Raw genomic sequence first — 25774 nt, 5'->3', positions numbered from 1 at the left:
TGCCTTTGATCTTATAGATAGCTGCCATTACGACCACGGCCGTCATGGGAGGTTGCGCCTGTATGCGATTAAACTTGATTGCCATTGGCCAACAGTTGCAACAAAGCGCTATAGCGGCAGACGAATGCGGAACGTAGAGCCCACACCCTCCTCGCTTTCAACCTCGATGCGCCCACCGTGCGCCATCACGATCTGTTCGGAAATAAACAATCCGAGCCCCAGTCCGGCAACTGCGTGATTGGTCGTGACACGTTCAAACTGCTGGAAAATGCGCTTCTGGTTTTCAGGCGTGATGCCGATGCCTTGATCCGTGACCTCGATATAGGCATGGCCGTCCTTGCCAAACACCCGCACCTCGACAGGCTTGCGTGCCCCGTAACGCAGTGCATTGGTCAACAGGTTGGCCAGCACCTGCTCAATGCGAAACTCGTCCCAGACACCAATCACCGGCTCGTCAGCAAACAGCGTGATGCTGGAGTTGGCAGCGGCAATCTGCGCAGCGAAGCTTTCCAGCAACTGGCTGACCAGCTCGCTCAAGTCAAACGGGCTCGGCCTGATCGACAATTTACCGGTGCGAATTCTTGAAACGTCGAGCATGTCTTCGATCAGCCGGATCAGGCTCTGGATCTGTCGCTCGTCGCGGTCGACCATGGCCCGCAGCTTTTCCATGGTGAACGCGCCGGCGTTGTCCTTGGCCAGGTGCAGCTTGCGCAATTGGGTTTCCAGAATCAGACCGTTCAGCGGCGTGCGTACCTCATGCGAGACGATCGACATGAAGTCATCACGCATGCGGATGGCATGTTCCAGCTCGCTCTGTGTGGACTGCAAGCGCATGAGCAGCAGTTCTTGCTCCTGGCGACTGCGCTCGAGCTCTTCAACCTGGAGTTTCATGGCCTTGCGCTGTCGATACAGATCGACGAAGACATTGACCTTGCTCTTCACCGCATGAATATCCAGCGGCTTGTGCAGAAAATCGACCGCACCGCTTTCGTAGCCTTTGAAGGCGTAATTCAGCTCTCGGCCGGCAGCGCTGACGAACACGATCGGGATGTTTTTGGTTTTTTCCGTGCTGCGCATCATTTCGGCCAGCTCGAAGCCGTTCATGCCGGGCATCTGCACGTCGAGAATGGCCAGCGCGAATTCGTGCTGCAACAGCAACGACAGCGCCTCGTCAGCCGAGAGGGCCTTGAATACGATACGGTCCTCGCGCTTGATCAATGCCTCGAGGGCCAGCAGGTTTTCCGGCAGGTCGTCGACGATCAGCAGCTTGGCCTGAATTTCACTTAACATGCGGTTCGTTCCAGCTCGACCAGCAATCGGCCAATATCAGTCAAAGAAAGAAGGTAATCCGGCGAGTGCAGCGCCAGAGCAGCCTCGGGCATGGTCGAGGCCTGAGCTTGCGAAGGGTCCTGGATTACCGTGAAACCACCGTTTTTCCTGATCTGCAGCAGACCGCGCGCGCCATCATTGTTGGCGCCGGTCAGCAGCACACCTGCCAGCCGCGAGCCGTAGGCGTCCGCCGCCGAATCGAAGAGGATGTCGATGCTCGGACGCGAGTAAAACACGCGGTCCTCCTGACTCAACGACAGGCTGCGATCCGACTCCACCGAAAGGTGATAGCTCGAAGGCGCAAAATAAAGCGTACCGGGCACGATATCCTCCTTGTCATCGGCTTCCTTGACGGGTATCTGCAAGCGATTCTGGAACACGTGGGCCAGCTGGCTGCGTCGATCGTCCGGCAAATGCAGCACCGTCAATACTGGCAAACTGAAACCGGGTCGCAGTGCACTGAATATTTTCAGCAACGCTTCAACCCCGCCAGCCGAGGCCCCGACGACAATTGCATCGACAGCGGGCAAACCGTTACCGGACGAATCAGCGCCGAAATGGGTTTTCATAACTTGCGGTAAATCCGCTCGGGCTTGATCAATGTCTCGAACGCACCGCCGTAGGCGGAAAAGTCGAGCGTCTCCTTGCTGCCGAGCGCCAGAAAACCACGATGGCTCAATGATTCGTGGAACAGTCCGAAGGCACGATCCTGCAATTTTTTATTGAAATAAATCAACACATTACGACACGAAATAAATTGTGTTTCGGAGAATACACTGTCTGTCGCCAGGCTGTGATCGGCAAAGGTCACATTCTCGCGGAGGGTCTTGTCGAAAATCGCGTAATCGTAGGCCGACGTGTAATACTCGGCGAAATTGCGCTGGCCGCCGGAGTTGCGGTAGTTCTCGGTATAGGTCCGCAGGTTCTCCATGGAGAAAATGCCCTGCTTGGCCTTTTCCAGCGAGTAAGGGTTGATATCGGTGGCGTAAATGATGGTCTTCTCCAGCAGGCCCTCTTCGCGCAGCAAAATGGCCATGGAGTAAACCTCTTCTCCCGTGCTGCACCCGGCGATCCAGACCTTGATCGACGGATACGTGCGCAGCAATGGCACGACTTCGGTGCGAATCGCCAGAAAGTGCGCAGGATCGCGAAACATTTCGCTGACCGGGATGGTGAGAATCTGCAATAGCTGCATGAACGCTGCCGGATCGTGAAGCACACGCTCCTGCAAGGCAGAAATGGTGCTGCATTCGAACTGACGCAAGGCATGCATGACCCGCCGCTTGACCGACGCGCCGGAATAATCGCGAAAGTCGTAACTGTACTTGAGGTAGATCGCCTCGATCAGCAGGCGCAGTTCGATATCGACGCTTCGGTCAAGCTGCATGGGGACACTCCGCTCTGTCACGAATGCAGCCCGGCATGGCGGCATTCATTCAGATACGCTCCATTTTCGGCAGCCAGACACGAATCAGCGAAAACAGGCGATCCAGATCGATAGGCTTGGCCAGGTAATCGTTGGAGCCGGCCTGCAGGCAGCGTTCCTGGTCGTCCTTCATGGCCTTGGCAGTCACTGCAATGATCGGCAGCTTGCGCCAGCGCGGGTCCTTGCGGATCTCGACGGTGGCTTCATAACCGTCCATCTCGGGCATCATCACGTCCATCAGCACCAGATCGATATCTTCTACCTCGTTGAGCTTCGCAATTGCTTCGAACCCGTTTCGGGCGATTTCCACCACGGCGCCCTTGTGCTCCAGCGCACTGGTCAGGGCGAAGATGTTACGCACATCGTCGTCGACCACCAGAATCTTGCGCGCCTCGAACACCTTGTCCCGGCTGCGTGCGGTCTTGAGCATCTTCTGCCGCTCGTTGGAGAGTTGCGATTCGACCTTGTGCAAAAACAGCGTGACTTCGTCCAGCAGCCGCTCGGGCGAGCGTGCGCCCTTGATGATGATCGAGCGCGAATATTTCATCAGCTCGGCCTCTTCATCGCGGGTCATGTTGCGCCCGGTGTAGACAATGACCGGCGGGAACGAACAGATATCTTCCGTCGACATGCGCTTGAGCAATTCGTTACCGAGCATGTCCGGCAGCTTGAGGTCGATGATCATGCAGTCGTAGACATGATCGCGCAGCAGGTCCAGCGCTTCCTGAGCAAAGCCTACTGCGGTGATTTCAATGTCATCGTCGCCAATCAGCCGCGCGATACTGTCACGCTGCAGTGCGTCGTCTTCGACCAGCAGGATGCGCTTGACCTTCTGAGTCAGTTTGGCTTCCAGCTTGGCAAACACATCCTTGAGTTCTTCGCGGGTGGTCGGCTTGACGGCGTAGCCGATGGCGCCCATGTGCAGCGCCGCTTCCTGACGGTCCTCGACCGAAATGACATGCACCGGGATGTGCCGGGTCGGTGCCAGTTCCTTGAGGCGCTGCAACACGGTCAGGCCGGAGTGATCCGGCAGGCGCATATCGAGCAGAATGGCGTCCGGCGTATAGCGCGCGGCAAGGTTGAAGCCGTCATCGGCAGCGTGCGCAACCAGACAGTCGTAGCCCAGTTCATGGGCCAGATCGAACAGAATCTGCGCGAATCGCACTTCGTCCTCGATGACCAGAATGCAGCGCCGCTCGAACGGTGCCTTGTCTCGGTCATCGGCAAATACCGGCGCCGCGGGCTCGACCGGTGCGGGCGGCTGAATGACCGGTGCAGCGGGTGCAGGCAGGCGCGACGCGACAGGGGCAGCGATTGCCGGGGCAATACCGGCCTCGGGAGAAGCGTGCTCGGCATAGTGCTCCGGCAGCACCAGCGTGAAAATGCTGCCCTGCCCCGGCGCACTGGTGACGCTGATCGATCCGCCCAGCAATGCCGCCAGATCCCGGGAAATCGACAGCCCCAGCCCGGTGCCGCCATAACGCCGATTGGTCGTCCCGTCGGCCTGACGAAAGGCCTCGAAAATGCCCTGCTGATGCTCTGGCGCGATGCCGATCCCCGAGTCGCGCACGCTGAACACGATGCCCGCACCCGGCTGCCGGGAGACGATCATGCTGACCGCGCCCGCTTCGGTAAATTTGATCGCGTTGGACAGCAGGTTCTTGAGAATCTGTTCCAGACGCTGGCGATCGGTGAACAGCATGGTCGGCGCGCCCGCCTGTATATCGACCGTGAACGCCAGTTTCTTCTCGGTGGCCAGCGGCTGGAACAAGGTGCGCAAGCCTTCCACGAGGCGCGGCACGCTGCTGTTTTCCGGGCGCACTTCAAGCTTGCCGGCTTCGACTTTGGAGATGTCCAGAATGTCGTTGATCAGGTTCAACAGGTCGTTGCCTGCCGAATAGATCGATTCGGCGAACTTGACCTGCTCGACCGTCAGGTTCTCTTTAGGGTTCTCGGCCAGCAGTTTGGCGAGAATCAACGAACTGTTGAGCGGCGTGCGTAGTTCGTGGGACATGTTGGCGAGAAATTCGGATTTGTACTTGCTGGAGCGTTGCAGCTCGTCTGCCCGGGCCTGCAATTCAGACTGAGCGATATTCAACTCTTCATTTTTACGGTCCAGCGCGTCGCGCTGTTCAGCCAGAGCCTTGCTCTGTTCGGCCAGTTGCTCGTTAGTCTGTTCCAGTTTGGCCTGCTGGGTTTCCAGGTGCGTCTGCGACTCCTTGAGAATACGCGACTGCTCTTCCAGTTCTTCGTTGGCGGTGCGCAACTCTTCCTGCTGCACCTGCAATTCTTCGTTGAGCTGCTGGGTTTCGGCGAGCACTTCCTGCAAACGCTGGCGATAACGAGCGGCTTCGATGGAGGTGCCGACGTTGTCGGACACCAGTTCGAGAAACTCGACGTCCTGCTCGGTCAACGGCCGCAAAAAGCCCAGTTCGATAACCCCGTTGATCTGATCGTCGTTACTGGTCGGCACCACGATCACGCTGCGGGGTGATCCTTCACCGAGACCGGAGGCCACTTTGAAATAGCTTTCCGGCAATTCGTCGAGGGTGATGATCCGTTTCTGGCGCGCAGCCTGACCGACGATGCCCTCATCGCTGTGGATGATTTGCGCCTGCTGTTCCTGCTCGCGGGAAAAACCGTAAGAAGCCACGCGCGCCAGACCGCCATGCTCCTGCCGGATATAAACGGCAGCCACCGAAGCGCCGAGGTAGCGGGTCAGAAACTGCAATATATGATTGCCGAGCATGTTGAGGGTCAGTTGCCCAAGCACCTGCTCCGCCAGCTCGCTCTGACCATTGCGCAGCCAGGCGACTTTCTGCAGACGCTCGGCGTTGATTTCCTGCAACCTCAGGTTTTCACTGTAGGTGTCCGACAGCGACAGCAAGTCTCTGCGGCCTATATAAGCCAGGATACCGCTGACAATCACCACGAAAATCAGGTACAGCGAAACCGAAAGAACAGTGCTGTGCGTGACCTCGGCGTTACGGGTCAGGCGAAGTTGCTGCTCCATTTCCACCGCTTGCTCATACTCGGTGCGGATCTGATCGGTGATGCGCTTGCCGCGCCCGGCCAGCACGGGCGTCTGAAAGTCGCCGTTGGTGCGCCGCAGATCGATCATCTCCTGAGCAAACGCATTCCACTCTTGCTGCAGGGTGGATAGGCGCCGGAATCGGTCCTGTTGCGTCGGGTTGTCTTCCACCAGCTTCTTCAGGCCCTCCAGCTCGGCTGCGAGCAAAGGCTTGGCCACCTCGTAGGGGTCAAGGAAGTGCTGATCGCCGGTCAGCAGAAAACCGCGCATGCCGGTTTCCATGTCGATGGAGAGCTTCATCGAGCGGTTGGTGTTATTAATGACCCGGTCTGTGTGCTCGACCCACTGTATTGCCGACAGCAGATAACTGATCAACAGAATGAAGAAGACTGCGCTCAGCACTCCCACACCCAACGGCAAGCCTACGTTACGTCCCAGTAACTTGCGAAAGCGCAGCTCGTCGACGACAGACGTCCGATTCATGAAATATCCCTGGCAAATGGATCAAAACGACAGAGTTTGCCGCAAACCTGCGAAAAACACTCTCATTTCTCACTTAGAGGATTGAAATTTCACACATAAATCGGCGATAAGCTCGCGAACATCTGTGTGCGTGACGCATGGACCGTGAATTGTCGCCACGATTCCCGGTATTTGTTCAACGATTGAACTTCCTTGGCGTTTTTACTTACTGATACATAGACTGTAACGATCGCGTACAGAACAGGCTCGGTCATGCCGAGCCAACAGAGCAGAATGCCAGGCATTCACCGCTGTTTCAGTTTCAACCCCATTCAAGGCTTTAAGGAGTCAACCATGCCGGACGCAGCGAGCACCATCCTTGTGGTCGAGGACGACACCATTGTGCGCATGCTGATTGTCGACGTGCTCGAAGAGCTGGAATACAGCGTCCTCGAGGCCGAAGATGCTACCTCCGCACTGAAGCTGGTGATGGATTCCGCCAATCGCATCGACCTGCTGATGACCGATCAGGGGCTGCCCGACATGAAGGGCACCACGCTGGCCATGAAGGTTATCGAACTGCGCCCGCAGCTGCCGGTCCTGTTCGCCAGCGGCTATTCCGAAAACATCGACGTTCCGCCCGGCATGCACTCCATTGGCAAGCCGTTCTCCATCGACCAGTTGCGCGACAAGGTAAAAAGCATTCTTGTCTAGTCTCGACGCTGCCTCTGCCCCTCCCCGCCAAGACACAAAAAACCGGTTGCTGATCATCGGCTACGTCTGGCCCGAGCCGCGCTCGTCTGCAGCCAGCGGGCACATGATGCAGCTGATACAGTGCTTTCTCGAGCACGACTGGCAGATCACGTTTGCCAGTCCGGCCACGGAAGGCGAGCACCGCGCCGATCTGGTCAGCCTGGGCATTCAGGAGGTTCGAATAGCCCTTAACAGTGGCACGTTCGACACCTTTGTTGCCGGGCTGCAGCCCCACGTGGTGCTGTTCGATCAGTTCATGATCGAAGAGCAATTCGGCTGGCGCGTCGAGCAGCAATGCCCGGACGCCCTGCGCATTCTGGAGACTTCTGATTTCCAGAGCCTGCGTCATGCTCGGCATCAGATGCTCAAAGAGCGGCCAGACGATCTGAACGGTCTTTTCGAATCGTCAGACGCCGAATTGTTCCGGCAGATCGCCGCCAGCGACCTGGCACAGCGCGAGGTTGCTTCGCTGTATCGCTGCGACCTCAACCTGATGACGTCAGACGTGGAGATCGACTTGCTGACCGCTCAGTTCGGGCTGCCGGAGTCGTTGCTGCACTGGTGCCCATTGATGATCGACGGCGTGCCTGATAACGCCAGGCCGTTCGATGAGCGCGCGCACTTTCTGAGCATCGGCAATTTCCGCCACGCGCCCAACTGGGACGCCGTGCTCTGGATGAAAACCGCCATCTGGCCGTTGATCAGACACCAACTGCCCGACGCGCAACTGCACATCTACGGGGCTTACACGCCGCCCAAGGCCACTGCGCTACACAATGCCGCGCAGGGTTTTCACATCATGCAGTGGGCCGAAGATGCGTTGCAGGTCATGTCGCAAGCACGCGTCTGCCTGGCCCCATTGCGCTTCGGCGCCGGCATCAAGGGCAAACTGATGGACGCCATGCTGTGCGGCACCCCGTCAGTGACCACGCCCATTGGTGCAGAAGCCATGAGCGGCGGGCTGCCATGGCCGGGCCTGATCGCCAGCGAACCGGCGCAGATCGCCGCGTCGGCCGTCCAGCTCTACCGCGACCGCAGGGCGTGGCTGGAAGCGCAACGCGCCGGCTGGGTACTGCTGCAGGCACGCTACCGGCACCAGCAGCACAGTACCAGCCTGATAGAACGCATCGAAGCGCTGCGCAGCAACCTGCCAGCCCATCGATTGGCCAACTTCACCGGCGCCATGCTTCGGCATCACCATCACAAAAGCACCAAATACATGGCGCAATGGATCGAAGCCAAGAATCGCCACAAGGATGAAAACAGCTAAGCCGGTTTGCGCAGCAGGTACGTATCCATGATCCAGCCCTTGCGGCTGCGTGCTTCGGCCCGCAGCCGCTTGATCGGCTCACAGACATCATCGAGCTTGCCAGCGATCAGTATTTCGTCAGGCGTGCCCAGATAGGCGCCCCAATAGATGTCCAGCCCCTGCCCGACGTGCCGCTCGAAGCTGCAATGCGCGTCGAGCATCACCACCACATTGTCTGGCACGTAGTCTGGCATGTCGTCGCTCATTGCCGCCAGGCGTCGGCCGGTGGTGATGTGGATCGACTCACCGATCCGGTTGAGCGGTATCCGATGCCGGGCTACCAGCGCCTGGACGCTGGTAATGCCGGGAATCACCTGATAGTCGAACGCCTCCCTGCCCCGCGCCAGCACCCGGTCCAGAATACGCAGCGTGCTGTCGTACAACGACGGATCGCCCCACACCAGAAATGCGCCGACCTGCTGCTCGTTCAGCTCATCACCGATCAGCCGTTCGAATAACACCGCGCGTTGCTCATGCCAGTGCTCGATGCCGCGCGCGTAATGCTCTGAATCGTTTTCGCGCCGAGGGTCCTGAACCTGCACGATCCGGTAATGCTGATGGGTGATATAGCGCTCGCAGACAGCCTTGCGCAGTTGCAGCAGCTGGTCGTCGATATAGCCCTTGTCGAGCACGAAAATCACCCCGGCACGATTCAGGGCGTTGATCGCCTGCACGGTAATCTGCTCGGGGTCACCAGCGCCCATGCCGATCAGAAGAATCTGTTTCATCGAGCGGTACACTCCCGTGTGGCGAATCATGGCGAACGCCTGATCGCAGGCGATAGTTGGCTGACGATTGCGCATTGATGTAAAAAATCAGGCACATTATGGCCCTGGCACTTGCTGAACATGACGACGCCATGAATAAAACAACAAGAATTGCAGACCCTTCCTACGAGCTGATGGACGATCACAACGGCCTGTCGATCATCTATCGCGAGCACGGTTTCCCCTGCCCGCTGGTGCGCTGGCACTTCCACAAGGAATACGAGCTGCACCTTATTGTCGCCAGTTCCGGCAAAGTCTTTGTCGGCGACTACATCGGTAATTTCAACCCTGCCAGCCTGTTTCTCACCGGTCCTAATCTGCCGCACAACTGGATCAGCCAGATCGAAGAGGGTCAGGTGGTTCCCAAGCGCGACATGCTGGTCAATTTTACCGATGAATTGCTGGAACGCGGCAATCAGGTGTTTGCCGAGCTCAGAACCCTCACGCCACTGCTGGAGCGCGCCCGCTACGGCATCGAATTCCGCTGCAAGCGCACGATTCGCCAGGCAATGAAGCAGATGCAGAAGATCGCTGATTCAAGCGGGGTCACGCGCCTGGGGCACTTTTTCATTCTGCTCGAGTTGCTGGCTAGCAGCGACGACTACCAGTTGCTGTCGGGCACGGCAGTCGCGCATACCGCCGACGAACACAGTGTCGACCGCACCAACCGCGCCGTGGACTATATTTTTGCCCATTACAGCCGCGAACTGCCGCTGGAGGAAGTCGCGGACTATCTGGGCATGAAGCCGACCTACTTTTCCAGAGTGTTCAAGCAGGCCACCGGGCGCTGCTTCGTGGAGTTCGTCAACCGGTTGCGCATCAGCAAGTCCTGTGAGCTGCTGGCCGATGGCGACAAACCCGTGACCGACGTGTGTTTCGAGTCGGGCTTCAACAACATTTCCAACTTCAACCGGCGCTTTCAGCAGCTCAAGGGCATGACGCCCTCGCACTATCGCCGCCTCGCCGTACAGCGTCTGACCGAGCAAAACCTGTACTGATTTGCCCCTCGCCGCGCAATCTTCGTCTACGCTGCCATTGCCTCAAAGCGTGTCCGAGGGCGATTGCGCGGCATCGCTGCTCAATTGGCGTGTGCAAAAAAGTATCAGCCGGAGTGCGGTGCAGGATTTGTCTTTCAGACCGAACGCCGTTGTAATCAGCGCACATCTTCCTCACCTCCGGAAGAGAAAAAAACAATAACCATCCTTCTACTGCTCACTGGGCGTGGAAGAGGAGTGATCAATGAAGACCTCAGCAAAACTTCTGCTCGCCAGTTCCGTCCTCAGTACCTGTTTCGTGTTCAGTGGCAGCGCCACGGCCGGCACCGTGACCATCGCCACGGTCAACAACAGCGACATGATCCGCATGCAACGCCTCTCCAGCGAGTTTGAAAAGACTCACCCCGATATCAAACTCAAGTGGGTGGTACTCGAAGAAAACGTCCTGCGCCAGCGTCTGACCACGGACATTGCCACCAAGGGCGGCCAGTTTGATGTGCTGACCATCGGCATGTACGAGGCGTCGCTCTGGGGTCAGAAAGGCTGGCTGCAGGAAATGAAGGACTTGCCGGCCAGCTACGCGCTGGATGACGTCTTCCCGTCGGTACGCGACGGTCTGTCAGTGGACGGCAAGCTGTTCGCCCTGCCGTTCTACGCCGAAGCGTCGATCACCTATTACCGCACCGACCTGTTCAAGGCAGCCGGTCTGACCATGCCGGAGCGCCCGACCTGGACGCAGATTGCCGAGTTCGCCGGCAAACTGACCGACAAATCCAAGGAACAGTACGGCCTCTGCCTGCGCGGCAAGGCGGGCTGGGGCGAGAACATGGCGCTGATCACCACGCTGGCCAACGCCTACGGTGGACGCTGGTTCGATGAGCAGTGGAAACCGCAGTTCGATCAGCCAGAGTGGAAGGACGCGCTGAATTACTACGTCAACACCCTGAAACAGTCCGGCCCGCCGGGCGCATCGAGCAACGGCTTCAACGAAAACCTTGCGCTGTTCAACAGCGGCAAGTGCGCGATCTGGGTAGACGCCAGCGTCGCCGGCTCGTTCGTCACCGACAAGAAGCAAAGCAAGGTGGCTGACAACGTAGGCTTTACCTACGCACCGCATGAGGTGACCGACAAGGGCTCTTCATGGCTGTATTCGTGGTCGCTGGCGATCCCGACCAGTGCCAAGAATGCAAAAGATGCTGCCGAGTTCACTCAGTGGGCGACCTCGAAAGAGTACGCCAGGCTGGTCGCCGACACCGACGGCGTGTCCAACGTACCGCCGGGCACCCGCGCCTCGACCTACACCGACGAGTACAAGAAAGCCGCACCGTTTGCCAACATCACCCTGGAATCGCTGAAGGTGGCCAATCCCAAGGCGCCAACGCTCAAACCCGTGCCTTATGTCGGGATTCAACTGGTCACCATCCCTGAGTTCCAGGCCATCGGCACCAGTGTCGGCCAGCAGTTCTCTGCCGCACTGATCGGCCAGGCCACGGTTGAAAAAGCCTTGGCCAATGCACAAACCGCTACCGAGCGGGACATGAAACGCGCGGGTTACCCGAAGAAGTAAACGTCCGGCATCAGGGCGCAGGCTGCGGCTTGCGCTCTGTCGCCCACTTGCGCATCACCTCGTGCAATCCGGTTCGGAGCTCCCCATGACTACCTCAGCCACTCCTGAACGCACGGACCTGTCCGGCGATCAGCCCCCACTCAAGCAACATCGATTCAAACCGGGCTGGTTTCTGGTCAGCCCTTCCGTCGCGCTGCTGCTGATCTGGATGATCGTGCCGCTGGGCATGACCATTTATTTCTCGCTGATTCGTTACAACCTGCTGTCACCGGGCGAAAACGAGTTCGTCGGGCTGGAGAATTTTCAGTATTTCGTCACCGACAGCGGCTTTTTGCCCGGCGCCGGCAACACCCTGTTGCTGGTCGGCAGTGTGCTGGCGATCAGTGTGATCCTCGGTATGCTGATTTCGGCGCTGCTCGAGGCCAGCGAATTCTTTGGTCGCGGCATCGTGCGCGTCCTGCTGATCTCGCCTTTCTTCATCATGCCGACGGTCAGCGCCCTGATCTGGAAAAACCTGATCTTTCATCCGGTGTCCGGCGTGCTGGCTGCGGTATGGAAGTTTTTCGGTGCCGAGCCGATCGATTGGTTCGCGCATTATCCGATGCTGTCGATCATTATCACTGTGTCCTGGCAATGGCTGCCATTCGCCATTCTGATCCTGATGACCGCCATGCAGTCGCTGGATCAGGAGCAAAAGGAAGCAGCGCGCCTGGATGGTGCCGGTCCCATTGCGATCTTCTGGCACCTGACCTTGCCGCATCTGGCTCGCCCTATCGCGGTCGTGGTGATGATCGAGACGATCTTCCTGCTCTCGGTGTTCGCTGAAATCTTTACCACCACCAATGGCGGGCCGGGTTTTGCCTCGACCAACCTCGCGTACCTGATCTACATCCAGGCGCTGCTGCAGTTCGACGTCGGCATGGCCTCGGCGGGCGGCCTTATCGCCGTGGTCATTGCCAACATCGCGGCGATCATCCTGATCCGGATGATCGGCAAAAACCTCACCGACAAGTCATGAGGACCTTGCCATGATGACCCTCAAGCAATCACGCCGCCTGCAAAGCCTGCTGCTCGGAACCCTGTCCTGGATTATCGCCGCAGTGGTGTTTTTCCCGATCTTCTGGATGGTGCTGACCAGCTTCAAGACCGAGATCGACGCCTTCGCCACGCCGCCGCAACTGTTCTTCACCCCGACGCTGGAGAACTATCTGCACATTCAGGAGCGCAGCGACTACTTTCACTTTGCCTGGAACTCGGTGCTGATTTCCTTCAGCGCCACCGCCCTGGCAATGCTGATCGCCATACCGGCGGCTTACTCCATGGCGTTCTTCGAAACCAAGCGGACCAAAAGCACGCTGCTGTGGATGCTCTCGACCAAGATGCTGCCGCCGGTGGGCGTGCTGATGCCCATCTACCTGCTGGCCAAGACCTTCGGCCTGCTGGATTCGCGGTTGGCACTGATCATCATTTACACGCTGATCAACCTGCCGATCGTGGTCTGGATGATCTACACCTACTTCAAGGACATTCCCGGTGAAATCCTCGAAGCGTCGCGACTGGACGGAGCCAGCACCCGCCAGGAAATCTTCCGGGTACTGATGCCGATCTGCAAGGGCGGCCTGGCTTCGACTGCGCTGCTGTCGCTGATCCTGTGCTGGAACGAGGCGTTCTGGTCACTGAACCTCACCTCGTCCGCCGCCGCGCCGCTGACCGCCCTGATCGCGTCCTACTCCAGCCCCGAAGGGTTGTTCTGGGCCAAGCTGTCAGCGGTGTCGACCCTGGCGTGCGCACCCATCCTGATTTTCGGCTGGATCAGTCAGAAACAACTGGTTCGCGGCCTGTCGTTCGGCGCTGTCAAATAGCCCGGCCCAAAGAATAAAAAGGAGTCCACCATGGCTAACCTCAGCATCAGAAACCTGCAAAAAGGCTTTGACGGTCATCAGATCATCAAGGGCATCGATCTGGACGTGAAAGACCGGGAATTCGTGGTTTTCGTCGGCCCGTCGGGCTGCGGCAAATCCACCCTGCTGCGGCTGATCGCCGGGCTGGAGGAAGTCACCTCCGGCACCATCGAACTCGATGGCCGCGACATCACCCAGGTCACTCCGGCCAAACGCGATCTGGCGATGGTGTTTCAGACCTACGCGCTGTATCCGCACATGACGGTCGGCAAGAACCTGTCGTTTGCACTGGACCTGGCCGGTGGCGACAAGGCCGAGATCAAGAAGAAAGTCGACGAAGCGGCCCGCATTCTGGAACTCGGCCCGCTACTGGAGCGCAAGCCCAAGCAACTGTCCGGTGGTCAGCGCCAGCGTGTGGCGATTGGCCGGGCCATCGTGCGCAACCCGAAAATCTTCCTGTTCGACGAACCGTTGTCCAACCTCGATGCCGCGTTGCGCGTACAGACCCGACTCGAACTGTCACGGCTGCACAAAGAGTTGCAGGCGACGATGATCTACGTCACCCACGATCAGGTCGAAGCCATGACGCTGGCCGACAAAGTGGTGGTGCTCAACGGCGGCAAGGTCGAGCAGGTCGGCTCGCCGCTGGAGCTGTATCACCACCCTGCCAACCTGTTTGTGGCCGGTTTTCTCGGCACGCCGAAAATGGGCTTCCTCAAAGGCAAGATCAGCCGGGTGAGCGGCACAGAATGCGAAGTCGAACTGGACGCCGGCACGCGCATCAACCTGCCGGTCAACGGCGCAGGGCGAAGTGTCGGTGACGCGGTCACCCTGGGCATTCGTCCGGAACACTTGAACCTGGCGCAGGACGGCGATTGCCAGTTGCAGGTCATCGCCGATGTCAGCGAACGCCTGGGCAGTGATACGTATTGCCACGTGCGAACCCGCTCTGGTGAGCCGCTGACTCTGCGTATTCGTGGCGATCTGGCCAGCCAGTACGGCGAAACGCTGAACCTGCATCTGGATAGCGCCCATTGCCACCTGTTCGACGCACAAGGTCTGGTGATTGCCAAAACCTTGCAGACCGTCGCTGCCTGAGTCCCGGAGAACCCTGTCATGTCCGCTCAACACATCAAGCTGAACAAGAAGAATCTGTCACAGCTGGACGCTGATATCGCCCTGCCCGCCTACGCCGTAGAAAACACTCGCCAGGGCATTGCCCACATCGGGGTCGGTGGTTTCCATCGTGCGCATCAGGCGTTTTACACCGATGCGCTGATGAACAGTGGCGAAGGCCTGGACTGGAGCATCTGCGGGGTCGGCCTGCGACCAGAAGACCGCGCCGTGCGCGATGCCCTGGCCGAACAGGATTACCTGTACACGCTCTATGAACTGGGCGATACGCCGGACACCAAAACCCGCATCATTGCCTCGATCAGCGGCATGTTGCTGGCCGAAGACAGCCCACAGGCGCTGATCGACACGCTGTCCAGCCCAGAGATTCGCATCGTCTCGCTGACCATCACCGAAGGCGGCTATTGCATCGACGACAGCAACGGCCAGTTCATGGCCCACCTGCCGCAGATCCAGCACGACCTGACCAACCCGGAGCAGCCGAAAACCGTATTCGGTTTCCTCTGCGCAGCGCTGGCGCGTCGCCGTGACGAAGGTACGCCGGCGTTTACTGTCATGTCCTGCGATAACCTGCCGCATAACGGCGCAGTGGCGCGCAAGGCGCTGCTGACCTTCGCGGCCCTGCGCGACGCTGCGCTGCACGACTGGATCGCTGCCAACGTCACATTCCCCAACGCCATGGTCGACCGCATCACGCCGATGACCAGCGCAGCCCATCGCCAGCAGCTGGCCGATGACAAGCACATCGACGACGCCTGGCCGGTGGTCTGTGAACCGTTCGTGCAATGGGTGCTGGAAGACAAGTTCGTCAGCGGCCGACCTGCCTGGGAACACGTCGGCGTGCAGTTCACTGACGACGTCACGCCCTACGAAGAGATGAAGATCAAACTGCTCAACGGCAGCCATCTGGCTCTGACATACCTGGGCTTTCTGAAGGGCTACCGTTTTGTGCACGAGACCATGAACGATCCACTGTTCGTGCGTTACATCCGCGCCTATATGGACCTGGATGTCACCCCGCAACTGGCCTCGGTGCCCGGTATCGATCTGGAAGGTTACAAGGACACGCTGATCGAGCGTTTCTCCAATCAGGCGATTGCCGATCAGTTGGAGCGGGTGTGTTCGGACGGCTCGTCGAAATTCCCGAAATTCACCATACCGACCATCAACCGGCTGATCGTCGATCAGGGCAATCTCGAGCGCGCTTCGCTAGTCGTCGCGGCCTGGGCGCTGTACCTGAAGGGCGTCGACGAAAAAGACGCGGTCTACAAAATTCCCGACCCGCGCGCCGAGTTCTGTCAGGCACTGGTGGCTGATGACGCACTGATTACCCAGCGCTTGCTGAACGTCGAAGAGATCTTCGGCCTGGCTATTCCACAATCCGCCGAGTTCGTCGCGGCCTTCGAGCAAAACCTCCGTGATCTACGCGAACTGGGTGTGAGTGGCACACTGGAAAAACTGCTGGCCAAAAGCCTCTGAGGGACGCGCCATGTTTCTTGGCATCGATTGCGGGACCCAAGGCACCAAAGCGCTGCTACTGGATGCCGAAAACGGCAAGGTGCTGGGCGAAGGTTCAGCGCCGCACAGCCTGATCAGCGACCACAACGGTCGTCGTGAACAGGACGTGCAGCAATGGCTGAATGCGCTGCAGCAGGCGGTCCGCGAAGCGTTGGCGCTGGCCGACGTCTCCGGGCAACAGATTCAGGGCATCGGCGTTTCCGGCCAGCAGCACGGGCTGGTGCTGCTCGACGATCGGGGCCAGGTACTGCGTCCGGCGAAACTCTGGTGCGACACCGAGTCGGCCCCGGAAAACCAGCGTCTGCTGGAGTATCTGGGCGGCGCACAGGGCTCCTTGCAGCGCCTGGGTCTGGTCATCGCGCCGGGTTATACCGTGTCCAAACTGCTGTGGACCAAAGAACAGTATCCGCAGGTGTTCGAACGTATCGACAAAGTACTGCTGCCGCATGATTACCTTAATTACTGGCTGACCGGGCGCGCCTGCACGGAATACGGCGATGCATCGGGCACCGGCTATTTCAACGTTCGCAGCCGCGAGTGGGACCTGCCGCTGCTGGCCCACATCGACCCGAGCGGCCGACTCGGCAAGGCGTTGCCGGACTTGCTGGAAGCCGACGCGCCGGTTGGCACGCTGCTTCCCGAAATCGCCGCGCTGCTGGGCCTGAACCCGGCCGCGCGGGTGTCCAGCGGTGGCGGCGACAACATGATGGGCGCAATCGGCACCGGCAACATTCAGCCGGGGCTGATCACCATGAGCCTCGGCTCGTCGGGCACGGTGTACGCCTATGCCGCTGAGGCACGGGTCAGCGAGCATGAGTCGGTGGCTACGTTTTGCTCATCGACAGGCGGCTGGCTGCCGTTGATCTGCACCATGAACCTGACCAACGCGACTTCGGCCATTCGCGAGCTGTTTGCGCTGGATATCAAGGGCTTCAATCAGGCGGTCGCTCAGTCACCTATTGGTGCTGAAGGTGTGCTGATGCTGCCCTTCCTCAACGGTGAGCGCGTGCCGGCCCTGCCCGACGCTACCGGCAGCATCATCGGACTGGACAGCACCAACCTGACACAGGCCAACCTGAGCCGGGCGGTGGTCGAGGGCACTACATTCGGGCTGCGTTACGGGCTCGATCTGCTGCGGGACAGCGGTATCAGAAGCGAGAAAATCCGACTGATCGGCGGCGGCTCGAAAAGCGCGGTGTGGCGGCAGATCGTTGCTGACATCATGGACACGCCGGTGATCTGTACCGATCATTCAGAGGCCGCAGCGTTGGGCGCGGCGATCCAGGCGGCCTGGTGCGTCGCGAGGAGCACTGGCGAGACGCTAAGCCTGCAACAACTCTGCGACCGTTGCGTCAGTCTCGATCAGGGCAGCGAAACCCGTCCTGTCAGGCAGAATGTGGCGGCTTATCAGCAGGTTTACCAGCGCTACCAGGCACAGCTACATCAGGCACAATAACGCGAAGTTTGAACCCGGTCTTTTCATGGAGCACTTATGTTTCTGGTTTGCGGCGAAGCACTGTTCGATATTTTCACCCGCCCTGACGACGGCGGCTCTCTCAACAGACTAGGGTTCGACGCAATTGCCGGTGGTTCGCCGTTCAACGTCGCCATCGGCCTGCGTCGTCTGGGCGTGGAGGCTGGCCTGTTCGCCGGGCTATCCACCGACTATCTGGGCCGTCGTTTGCGGGCGGTGCTGGAGCAGGAAACGGTCGCGGCCGAGCACCTGATCGATTTCGATGCGCCCACCACGCTGGCCATGGTGGCGGTGGGCAGCGACGGTTCGCCCACCTACAGCTTTCGCGGCGATGGTTGCGCAGATCGACAACTGCGCCTTGAGCACCTGCCTGCGCTGGGCGAGCAGGTCCGCGGGGTTCACGTGGGCTCGTTCTCACTGGTCGTGCAGCCGATTGCCGACACGTTGCTGGCACTGGTCGCCCGGGAAAGCGCCAACCGGCTGATCTCGCTCGACCCCAACGTGCGCCTCAACCCGGCGCCGGACATTCAGCGCTGGCGCACCCAGGTGGCGGCCTTTGCCGAACATGCTCATCTGATCAAGGTCAGCGACGAAGACCTGCACCTGCTGTATCCGGACAGTGATGCGCAGCAACTGGCAGAGGGCTGGTTAGGTAAGCAGACTCAACTGGTGATCGTGACCCGAGGCACACAGGGCGCCAGCGTGTTCACCCGCCAGCATGGCACCTGGTCGGTGCCCGCCAAAACCGTGGTGACGGCGGATACGGTGGGCGCTGGAGATACATTTCAGGCGGCGCTGTTGACGTTCCTGAGTGAACGCCAGCTGGACACGCCAGAGGCGCTGTCAACGCTGTCGAAAGAAACCCTGAACGAAATGCTGAATTTTGCCGTCGGCGCAGCTGCGCTGACCTGTACCAAGGTCGGCCCGGATCTGCCGTATCGGCATCAATTGGGGTAAAAAGCTTCAGAAAAAGACAAGAGACCGTGCAGCTCCATTCCTGCTGCGCTGCATCGAGCATAGCCTTCGTGAGCAAGCTCACTCCCACAATCGGAGTGCATTCCGATTGTGGGAGTGAGCTTGCTCACGAAGGGGCCATTACAGTCAACGAACAAACAACTGAACAGGCTACCTCGATCAGGCCACCATTCCGGCCTTGATCCCTCTGATGCGCGTATTGATATCATCCGCCACATCGTTCTGCTTGTCCTTGAGCGCGTCCTGGACTTTCTGGTCGATCGCCAATTGGTCCTGAGGCGCCATGGCGTCGTAGGATTTCTGGCTGATGCCGGTCAGTTTCTCGCGCACTTTCTCTTCAGCTGTCTGCTTCAGAGCGTCCATGAATTTCTGTTCTACCGAACCTGTCGACCCGGTGTCAGTGGTGCTGGCAACGTTAGCTATCGATCCCGTGAAACCGTTATCACGATCCCCCGTCTTCTCCGACAGCGACGTATCACCGGCAGATTTGAGGTTGATCATCATGCGGGCGAAAGATTCGTTGTAACCGCTGCTGTCCTGCTTGCTGTCTTGCGATGTCGAGTTGCCGATTTGCTGAGTGACCGGGGCTGTACCTGAAGTCAGGCCAGCAGCGGCGACCGCGCTGAAAGCGTCCTGAGACACCTCGTCCACAGTCTTGCGCCCGCCAACCGCTCGGGACACCAACTGCTCAAGCGCATTTGTGCCAATAATCATCTTTCACCTCCCGATGAACATGCTGCGCAAGTTCAACAGCAAGTCCAGTGCCAAGTACGCGTGAAATAGCTAACCCGTTGATTTGCATGGCGTCGCCTGAAGACGCCCGACCAGCCACCGTCAAAAAACAGCCAGGCATTGCCGCTAGTGGCAGCGGCAAGCGGCAAGCGGCAAGCGGCAATCTAAAGGCTCCTGGCTTGAAGCTTGCCGCTTGAAACTTGCAGCTGCTCCATCGGCACCGGCGCCGAAAAATAGTAACCCTGTGCCTGCGCTGCGCCGATCTCGCGCAGCAGCTCCAGGGTTTCCAGGTCCTCGACGCCTTCGGCCACCACGGTCAGGTCCAGCGATTCGGCCATGCGCACAATCGCGCGGACGATGGCACGACTGCGCACGCTGGACGCCAGGCCGAGGATGAACGACTTGTCGATCTTCAAGCCGCTGAAATGATACTGATGCACATAGCTGAGGGATGAAAAGCCAGCGCCGAAGTCATCGAGCATCACCGACATGCCTTGATCCGCCAGTTGCTTCATGGACAGCCGTGCCTGCTCGGGATCAGCGACCAGCGCGCCTTCGGTCAGCTCCAGACACAGGCGTCCGGGCGCAACGCCCTGTTCAGCGAGCATGGCCAGCACTTCGGCGGCAAAGGCCGGGCGGGTAATGCTGTAGCTGGAGCAGTTCACATGCACGGGCGGCCAGTCGCCGTTCTCGGGCTGAGCGAGAATGGTGATGACCTGCTTGAGCATGTACAGGTCGAGGCGGCCGATCAGTCGCAGCCCCTCCAGCGCCGGCAGGAAACTTTCCGGCGCGATGATGCGCCCGTCCGGCTGCCGCCAGCGGATCAGCGCTTCCAGCGCCAGCAACTCGCCTGTGGCGGTGCAGATTACCGGCTGGAAATGCGGGATCAGTTGATCCGTGCATTTCAGGGCCGTGCGTAACGCGCCTTCCTGCTCGACCTGATCCAGTACTTCACGGCGCAACGCCTGGTTGAACACCGCAAAGCTGTCGCGCCCGCCATTCTTGACGCGATACATGGCGGTATCCGCGTCACGCAAAAGGTCGGCAGGTTCTTGATGAAACTGGCGATCAGCGCCCACCACACCGATGCTGCACGACGAAAACACCGTGTGATCGTCGATCACAAACGGCTGCTCGAACGCGGTCAGTATCCGCTGGGCGATATCCACGCCTACTTGCAGCGCGGCATTGATGCCCAGCACGGCAAACTCGTCGCCGCCCAGTCTGGCCAGCAGATCACCTTCGCGCATGCAACTGCGCAATCGCTCGGCGGCCTGAATCAGCAAGATGTCGCCGCAGTGATGCCCGAGGCTGTCATTGATCATCTTGAAACGGTCCAGATCGATGAACATGACAATCAGTTGCCGGTCCTGAACGCAGAAGTCCTGCCACGCCTGCTTCAGACGTTGTTGCAACTGGCTGCGGTTCGGCAGACCGGTCAACGAGTCGTGAGAGTTTTCGTATTGAAGCCGGGCATTGGCCTGATCCAGCTCACGGGTGCGGTCGCGGACGCGGGCCTCGAGCCGCAGATTGGCGGTGTGGATCGCCTCGGCGGCGCTGCGCCGCGAGAGTGCGGTGTCGATGTGACGGGAAACGAAAGTCAGCAGCTCCTGGTCACGCAATGTGTAGCTGACCGATTTGGAATAACTCTGCACCACCAGCACGCCCCGTACATCGTCGCCGTCGAACAATGGAATACCGAGCCAGGAAGAGGAACGACTGGACTTTTTCTGCACCTCTATTTCACCCAGGCGTTCAAGCTTGCGCGCGTTCTCGTAATCGATCAGGCACGGTCGGCGCTGACCGATCACATATTCGGTGAACCCCCGCTGCCCGCGCCGGGAACGGGGTGATGTGAGCTGGTATTCATCGATGTAATACGGGAAAGTGACTTCGCCCGTTGCGTTGTCGTAAAGCGCGATGTAGAAATTGAGCGCCACCAGCAGCTCGCCGACGATGGTATGCAGGCTGTGAAACAGCTCGTTCATGTCTCCGGGCTGGCTGGAAAGCTCGGCGATGCGAAACAACGCACGCTGCAAGTGTTCGGCGCGCTCCCGGTCCTGCACTTCCTGCCTGAGCGCGTCATTGGCAGCCGACAGTTGCTGGGTGCGCAGCATCACGGTCTGTTCCAGATCGGTACGGCGTAACAGCCTGTCCAGCGCCATCGCCACATGACGCGAAACCACCGAAAACAAGGCGCGGTCCGGCGAACTGTAAACCCGGGACACGTCGTAGACCTGCATCGCGACCATGCCGAACACCTCATCCGAGGCATTTTTCAGCGGCGCGCCCATCCAGAACTCGGGACGACGGCCGACGCAGAAAAAACGTCCCTGAGCCTGCGCCTGCTCGATACAAGAGGCCCCCAGAAACAAAGGCTCCCCGGACAGCAACACATGGCCGGTGAGCGAAATTCGATTGACGTCGAGAAACTCGAACGCCTCCGGTGCCAGCGCCTCGTCATCGAAGCGGTCGATGTAGTAGGGATAGGTGATCCTGCCGGTTTGTCGATCATAGAGCGCGAGGTAAAAGTTCTCGGCGTCAATCAATGTGGCCAGTTGCTCGTGAATCCCGCGAAGAAAGGCACCCCGATCCAGCGTGGAACTGGCCAGCAGGCTGATCTCGTAAAGTACCCGTTGGGTGTTCTGGGCCCGTACCAGCGCTGCCGTCTGCAACAGCGAACCCAGTTGGACAGCGAGGTCATTCAACAATGTGTTGCCTTGCTCGGCAACGGGCGCCAGAACCCAGCCCAACACGGCCTCGCCCTTTCCAGCCACTCTGCAATGCAATTGCCTTTCCGTGCAAAACGGCTCGAAGTCTTCGAACGGAATATGGGCCGGCCAACACGCCTGCCCATCGCCCTGCCCCAGCAGGCATTTCTGTTCACCGGCTGAGTAAGCAGCCCACGCAATGCCCGGTATGAGCAGGCGCGAGGCGCTCAAAAGCGCATCAATGCCCACTTGATCGGAAAACCTGACATGACTGTCAACCGGGGCGACACGCGGATCGGATGCTTCGCTCAGCGAGTGCGGGCCCGTGGCCAGATGATTGACTGTCATGAAAACACCAGATGCGTGGGCCAGCGGCGGTCATATTCAACGGTGATGACCAAAGGTTACAAGCGTGTCGCGGCATTGTTACAAAGTTCAATGTTTTTTGGCAGCGCCCTGTGGGGCTGCGATGCCGACATGTGAGGCAGAACGCATTGCAAAGCGCACATTTGCACACCCGCTGGTCGGATTTCGCTGTTACACCAGCTCAAACACGAAAATACGCGGCTCGACTATGCTGTCGTCCAGCGTTACACCTGTTCAACCCCGAAGGAGACACCCATGGTCAAGACTTACAGCTACGCAGCCCAGTCCGCCAAGGACGTACTGAGACCCTATCAGTTCGAGCGACGTGCCCCCGGCGCTGACGATGTGCAGATCGATATTCTTTATTGCGGCGTTTGCCACTCCGATCTGCATACTGCACGCAATGAATGGCATAACACGCTGTACCCGTCCGTCCCGGGCCACGAAATCGTCGGCCGCGTCAGCGCTGTAGGTGCCGGCGTCAAGACTTTCAAGGTGGGCGACCTCGCCGGGGTCGGCTGCATGGTCGACAGTTGCCAGCACTGTGCGTCCTGCGCCGAAGGTGAGGAGCAGTATTGCGAGAGCGGTTTCACCGGCACTTACAATGGCCCGGTATTCGGCGGTGAAAACACGTTCGGTGGCTATTCCGACACCATCGTGGTCAAGGAAAAGTTCGTTTTGCGCATCTCTCACGATGCCAATCTGGCCGCCGTAGCGCCGCTGCTGTGCGCGGGCATCACCACCTATTCGCCGCTGCGCCACTGGAAAGTCGGCCCCGGCAAGAAAGTGGGGATCGTCGGCCTCGGTGGACTGGGCCACATGGGCGTCAAGATCGCCCACGCCATGGGCGCGCATGTGGTGCTGTTCACCACCTCGCCGGACAAACGCGAAGACGGCCTGCGTCTGGGCGCAGACGAAGTGGTGGTGTCGAAGGACCCGGCACAAATGGCCGCGCAGGCCAACAGCCTGGACTTCATCCTCAACACCGTAGCGGCACCCCACGACCTCGATGCCTTTCTGGCACTGCTCAAACGCGACGGCACCATGACGCTGGTCGGTGCCCCGGCCGAGCCGCACCCGTCTCCAAGCGTCTTCAACCTGATTTTCAAGCGTCGCAGCCTGGCTGGCTCGCTGATCGGCGGCATTCAGGAAACCCAGGAAATGCTCGATTTCTGCGCCGAGCACGGCATCGTGTCCGACATTGAAGTAATTGCCATGCAGGACATCAACGAAGCCTACGAGCGCATGCTCAAAGGCGACGTCAAATACCGTTTCGTCATCGATATGGCCAGCCTCAAGCAGGAAGCTTCAGCGGCCTGAGTGCGTCAAGAACGCCCAAAAAACAACGATGCCAGGGACGGCAATCAAAAAAAACCTTCCGTACGTCGCAACAGGGGAACTGAAACCCTGCATTTGCCCACTGACGCTCCATACTTCATCCATAAGTTGACGATAGCGTTGATCGACCGCAAGGTCGCAGGCGCTAATGACCCGGCACCGGGCCTGCCCCCCCAAAAAAATTTTATTACAAATCAATGACTGCAGTTGACTGCCCTTGGATCTCAAGTTCACGAAATCCTTGCAGATATTGATGGCAACGGACGTTTTAACAGGTGAACGGACTATGAAACAACGAGCGACAGTCATCTGCAAACGTGACGGCCAGATCCTCTACGTGCGCAAACCGAAGTCCAGGTGGGCATTGCCTGGCGGCAAAATCGAGTCTGGCGAAACGCCTGCTCAGGCCGCGATGCGCGAGCTTAGCGAAGAAACAGGGCTGGAAAACCTTGACCTCTCGTACCTTGCTGTCTACGAGAAAGATCAGGTCACTCACTATGTCTTCATGACCCAGGTGCCCAGTTCCATCGAAGCGTCGCCGCAAAACGAGATATCTGCCTGCAAGTGGCTCGCGCCGAAGAATCTCGGTGATCTGAAAGCCAGCAAGGCGACCAAAACCATCGTCAAGTCACACGCCCGACAGGCCTGATTTGTTCAGAAACACGCGCTCATTCAAGGGATTACCTGAGAGATTTGATTGAACCGTATGGCCTCAAGCTGTTCCTAGACAGCAAGACGGCTCATTACATTCACCCCGTCTCAGGAGAACACCATGACTCAGACCGCCCTGGTTGTTGGCGCAAGTGGCATTGTCGGCAGCGCGATCACACAATTGTTGCTGGAAAACAATTGGCAGGTCGCCGCCCTCTCCCGTAACCCGTCTACCGTGCCCGGCGTGATTCCGGTGGCTGCGGATCTTCAGGACCCGGCGTCGGTGAACGCGGCGCTGGCTGACTTGAAACCCACCCATGTGTTCATTACCACCTGGTCTCGTCAAGCTACCGAAGCCGAGAATATTCGCGTCAACTCAGCGATGGTGCGTAACGTACTGGACGCCGTGCGACCTGCCGGAAGTGTGCAGCACGTGGCACTGGTCACCGGCCTGAAGCATTACCTCGGCCCATTCGAGGCCTATGGCAAAGGCACATTGCCGCAAACTCCGTTCCGCGAAAACCAGCCACGCCTGGACATTGAAAACTTCTATTACGCGCAGGAAGATGAAGTCTTCGCCGCTGCGCAGAAAGACGGTTTCACCTGGAGTGTGCATCGCCCGCACACCGTGACCGGTGTCGCGGTCGGCAATGCGATGAACATGGCGACCACACTGGCCGTCTATGCGTCGATCTGCAAAGCCACTGGTCGACCATTTGTGTTCCCTGGCTCACGCGTGCAGTGGGACAGCCTCACGGACATGACCGATGCGCGGCAGCTCGCCAAGCAGCAGTTGTGGGCGGCCACCACTCCGGCGGCGGCTAATCATGCCTTCAACATCACTAACGGTGATGTGTTCCGCTGGAGCTGGATGTGGGGTCAGATCGCCAGGTATTTCGATCTGCAGCCGGCAGCCTTTCCGGATCAGCCGGCGCTGCTGGAAACGCAGATGGCCAATGATCAGGCGGCGTGGACTGAGATTGTCGGTAAGCATCAGCTCAAGGAAGCGGACATCAGCCGATTGATTTCGCCGTGGCACACTGATGCTGACCTGGGTCGTCCGATTGAGGTGGTCACGGATATGTCGAAAAGCCGCAAGCTGGGCTTTACGGCATTCGAGGCGAGCGATGATGCGTTTTTCAATGTGTTTGAGAAACTGCGTCGGGATCGGCTGATTCCTTGAGGGGCTTGACGCTCCGCGTTGCACAGCGGTTCTGCGGTGTCAGCTGAATCAAGGTCATGCTCCTGAATATCGTGCCGACGCTCCGCGGCGGCATGCAGTTCGTGACGCTCCGCGTCACACGACGGTTCTGCGATGTCAGTGATGTTTGGTTA

General features: G+C 59.1%; 20 protein-coding genes. 13 read left to right on the top strand and 7 right to left on the bottom strand.

Annotated elements, in window-relative coordinates:
• Positions 1-108: 108 nt before the first annotated feature.
• From ABJ99_RS21975 to ABJ99_RS21960, 4 genes are read right to left on the bottom strand one after another with little or no spacing between them, the layout of a single operon-like run.
• Entirely contained in the window at positions 109-1290 is a 1182-nt protein-coding gene (locus ABJ99_RS21975) for a hybrid sensor histidine kinase/response regulator (protein ID WP_054087601.1), read from the bottom strand.
• Positions 1284-1898: a chemotaxis protein CheB gene (locus tag ABJ99_RS21970; protein WP_054087600.1), complete on the bottom strand. Its 615-nt coding sequence runs from the start codon at positions 1896-1898 to the stop codon at positions 1284-1286. The genes ABJ99_RS21975 and ABJ99_RS21970 overlap by 7 nt, the downstream gene beginning before the upstream one ends.
• A complete protein-coding gene (locus tag ABJ99_RS21965; RefSeq protein ID WP_054087599.1) occupies positions 1895-2716 on the bottom strand; it encodes a CheR family methyltransferase in 822 nt (273 codons plus the stop codon). Before ABJ99_RS21965 ends, ABJ99_RS21970 begins: the two co-directional genes overlap by 4 nt.
• Positions 2717-2765: 49 nt before the next feature.
• Positions 2766-6269, bottom strand: coding sequence for a response regulator (locus tag ABJ99_RS21960; RefSeq protein ID WP_054087598.1), 3504 nt, complete (start codon positions 6267-6269; stop codon positions 2766-2768).
• A 333-nt stretch (positions 6270-6602) separates the two neighbouring features.
• Between ABJ99_RS21960 and ABJ99_RS21955 the strand changes: the two genes are divergently transcribed.
• A complete protein-coding gene (locus tag ABJ99_RS21955; RefSeq protein ID WP_054087597.1) occupies positions 6603-6962 on the top strand; it encodes a response regulator in 360 nt (119 codons plus the stop codon).
• Between the two features lie 103 nt (positions 6963-7065).
• Positions 7066-8271, top strand: a complete 1206-nt coding sequence (locus tag ABJ99_RS21950; protein ID WP_080378271.1) for a glycosyltransferase family 4 protein — start codon at positions 7066-7068, stop codon at positions 8269-8271.
• Here ABJ99_RS21950 and cobF read toward each other — a convergent pair.
• Positions 8268-9038, bottom strand: a complete 771-nt coding sequence (gene cobF / locus ABJ99_RS21945) for a precorrin-6A synthase (deacetylating) (RefSeq protein ID WP_054087677.1) — start codon at positions 9036-9038, stop codon at positions 8268-8270. The two genes, ABJ99_RS21950 and cobF, sit on opposite strands and share 4 nt — an antisense overlap.
• A gap of 131 nt (positions 9039-9169) precedes the next feature.
• Here cobF and ABJ99_RS21940 point away from each other — a divergent pair, with 131 nt between their 5' ends.
• The 8 genes from ABJ99_RS21940 (at position 9170) to ABJ99_RS21905 (ending at position 18623) form a co-directional block, all read left to right on the top strand.
• Entirely contained in the window at positions 9170-10075 is a 906-nt protein-coding gene (locus ABJ99_RS21940) for an AraC family transcriptional regulator (protein ID WP_054087676.1), read from the top strand.
• 241 nt (positions 10076-10316) lie between these two features.
• Positions 10317-11639, top strand: a complete 1323-nt coding sequence (locus tag ABJ99_RS21935) for an ABC transporter substrate-binding protein (protein ID WP_054087595.1) — start codon at positions 10317-10319, stop codon at positions 11637-11639.
• Positions 11640-11724: 85 nt separating this feature from the next.
• Complete coding sequence (locus ABJ99_RS21930; protein WP_054087594.1) at positions 11725-12657, top strand: carbohydrate ABC transporter permease; 933 nt, start codon at positions 11725-11727, stop codon at positions 12655-12657.
• Between the two features lie 10 nt (positions 12658-12667).
• Entirely contained in the window at positions 12668-13501 is an 834-nt protein-coding gene (locus ABJ99_RS21925) for a carbohydrate ABC transporter permease (protein ID WP_007251805.1), read from the top strand.
• 30 nt (positions 13502-13531) lie between these two features.
• Entirely contained in the window at positions 13532-14638 is a 1107-nt protein-coding gene (locus tag ABJ99_RS21920; RefSeq protein WP_054087593.1) for an ABC transporter ATP-binding protein, read from the top strand.
• Positions 14639-14671: 33 nt separating this feature from the next.
• The gene (locus ABJ99_RS21915) at positions 14672-16153 is read left to right on the top strand and encodes a mannitol dehydrogenase family protein (RefSeq protein WP_054087675.1); all 1482 of its coding nucleotides are present in this window, start codon (positions 14672-14674) and stop codon (positions 16151-16153) included.
• Positions 16154-16163: 10 nt separating this feature from the next.
• Entirely contained in the window at positions 16164-17648 is a 1485-nt protein-coding gene (gene xylB / locus ABJ99_RS21910; protein ID WP_054087592.1) for a xylulokinase, read from the top strand.
• 36 nt (positions 17649-17684) lie between these two features.
• Positions 17685-18623, top strand: coding sequence for a carbohydrate kinase family protein (locus ABJ99_RS21905; RefSeq protein WP_054087591.1), 939 nt, complete (start codon positions 17685-17687; stop codon positions 18621-18623).
• 177 nt (positions 18624-18800) lie between these two features.
• On the opposite strand, the gene ABJ99_RS21900 is transcribed toward ABJ99_RS21905, so the two are convergent.
• Positions 18801-19355: a hypothetical protein gene (locus ABJ99_RS21900; RefSeq protein WP_054087590.1), complete on the bottom strand. Its 555-nt coding sequence runs from the start codon at positions 19353-19355 to the stop codon at positions 18801-18803.
• Between the two features lie 182 nt (positions 19356-19537).
• Positions 19538-22432: an EAL domain-containing protein gene (locus ABJ99_RS21895; protein WP_054087589.1), complete on the bottom strand. Its 2895-nt coding sequence runs from the start codon at positions 22430-22432 to the stop codon at positions 19538-19540.
• 273 nt (positions 22433-22705) lie between these two features.
• Here ABJ99_RS21895 and ABJ99_RS21890 point away from each other — a divergent pair, with 273 nt between their 5' ends.
• The 3 genes from ABJ99_RS21890 (at position 22706) to ABJ99_RS21875 (ending at position 25622) form a co-directional block, all read left to right on the top strand.
• Positions 22706-23770, top strand: a complete 1065-nt coding sequence (locus ABJ99_RS21890; protein WP_054087588.1) for an NAD(P)-dependent alcohol dehydrogenase — start codon at positions 22706-22708, stop codon at positions 23768-23770.
• Between the two features lie 304 nt (positions 23771-24074).
• Positions 24075-24437 (top strand): NUDIX hydrolase, encoded by a 363-nt coding sequence (locus ABJ99_RS21880; protein WP_054087586.1) that lies wholly within the window; start codon positions 24075-24077, stop codon positions 24435-24437.
• 123 nt (positions 24438-24560) lie between these two features.
• Positions 24561-25622, top strand: a complete 1062-nt coding sequence (locus ABJ99_RS21875) for an SDR family oxidoreductase (RefSeq protein ID WP_054087585.1) — start codon at positions 24561-24563, stop codon at positions 25620-25622.
• The last annotated feature ends 152 nt before the right edge of the window (positions 25623-25774 follow it).

Source organism: Pseudomonas syringae pv. cilantro (genome assembly GCF_001293775.1).
Classification (GTDB): Bacteria; Pseudomonadota; Gammaproteobacteria; order Pseudomonadales; family Pseudomonadaceae; genus Aquipseudomonas; species Aquipseudomonas syringae_P.
This window is presented reverse-complemented; position numbering and strand designations above follow the sequence as displayed.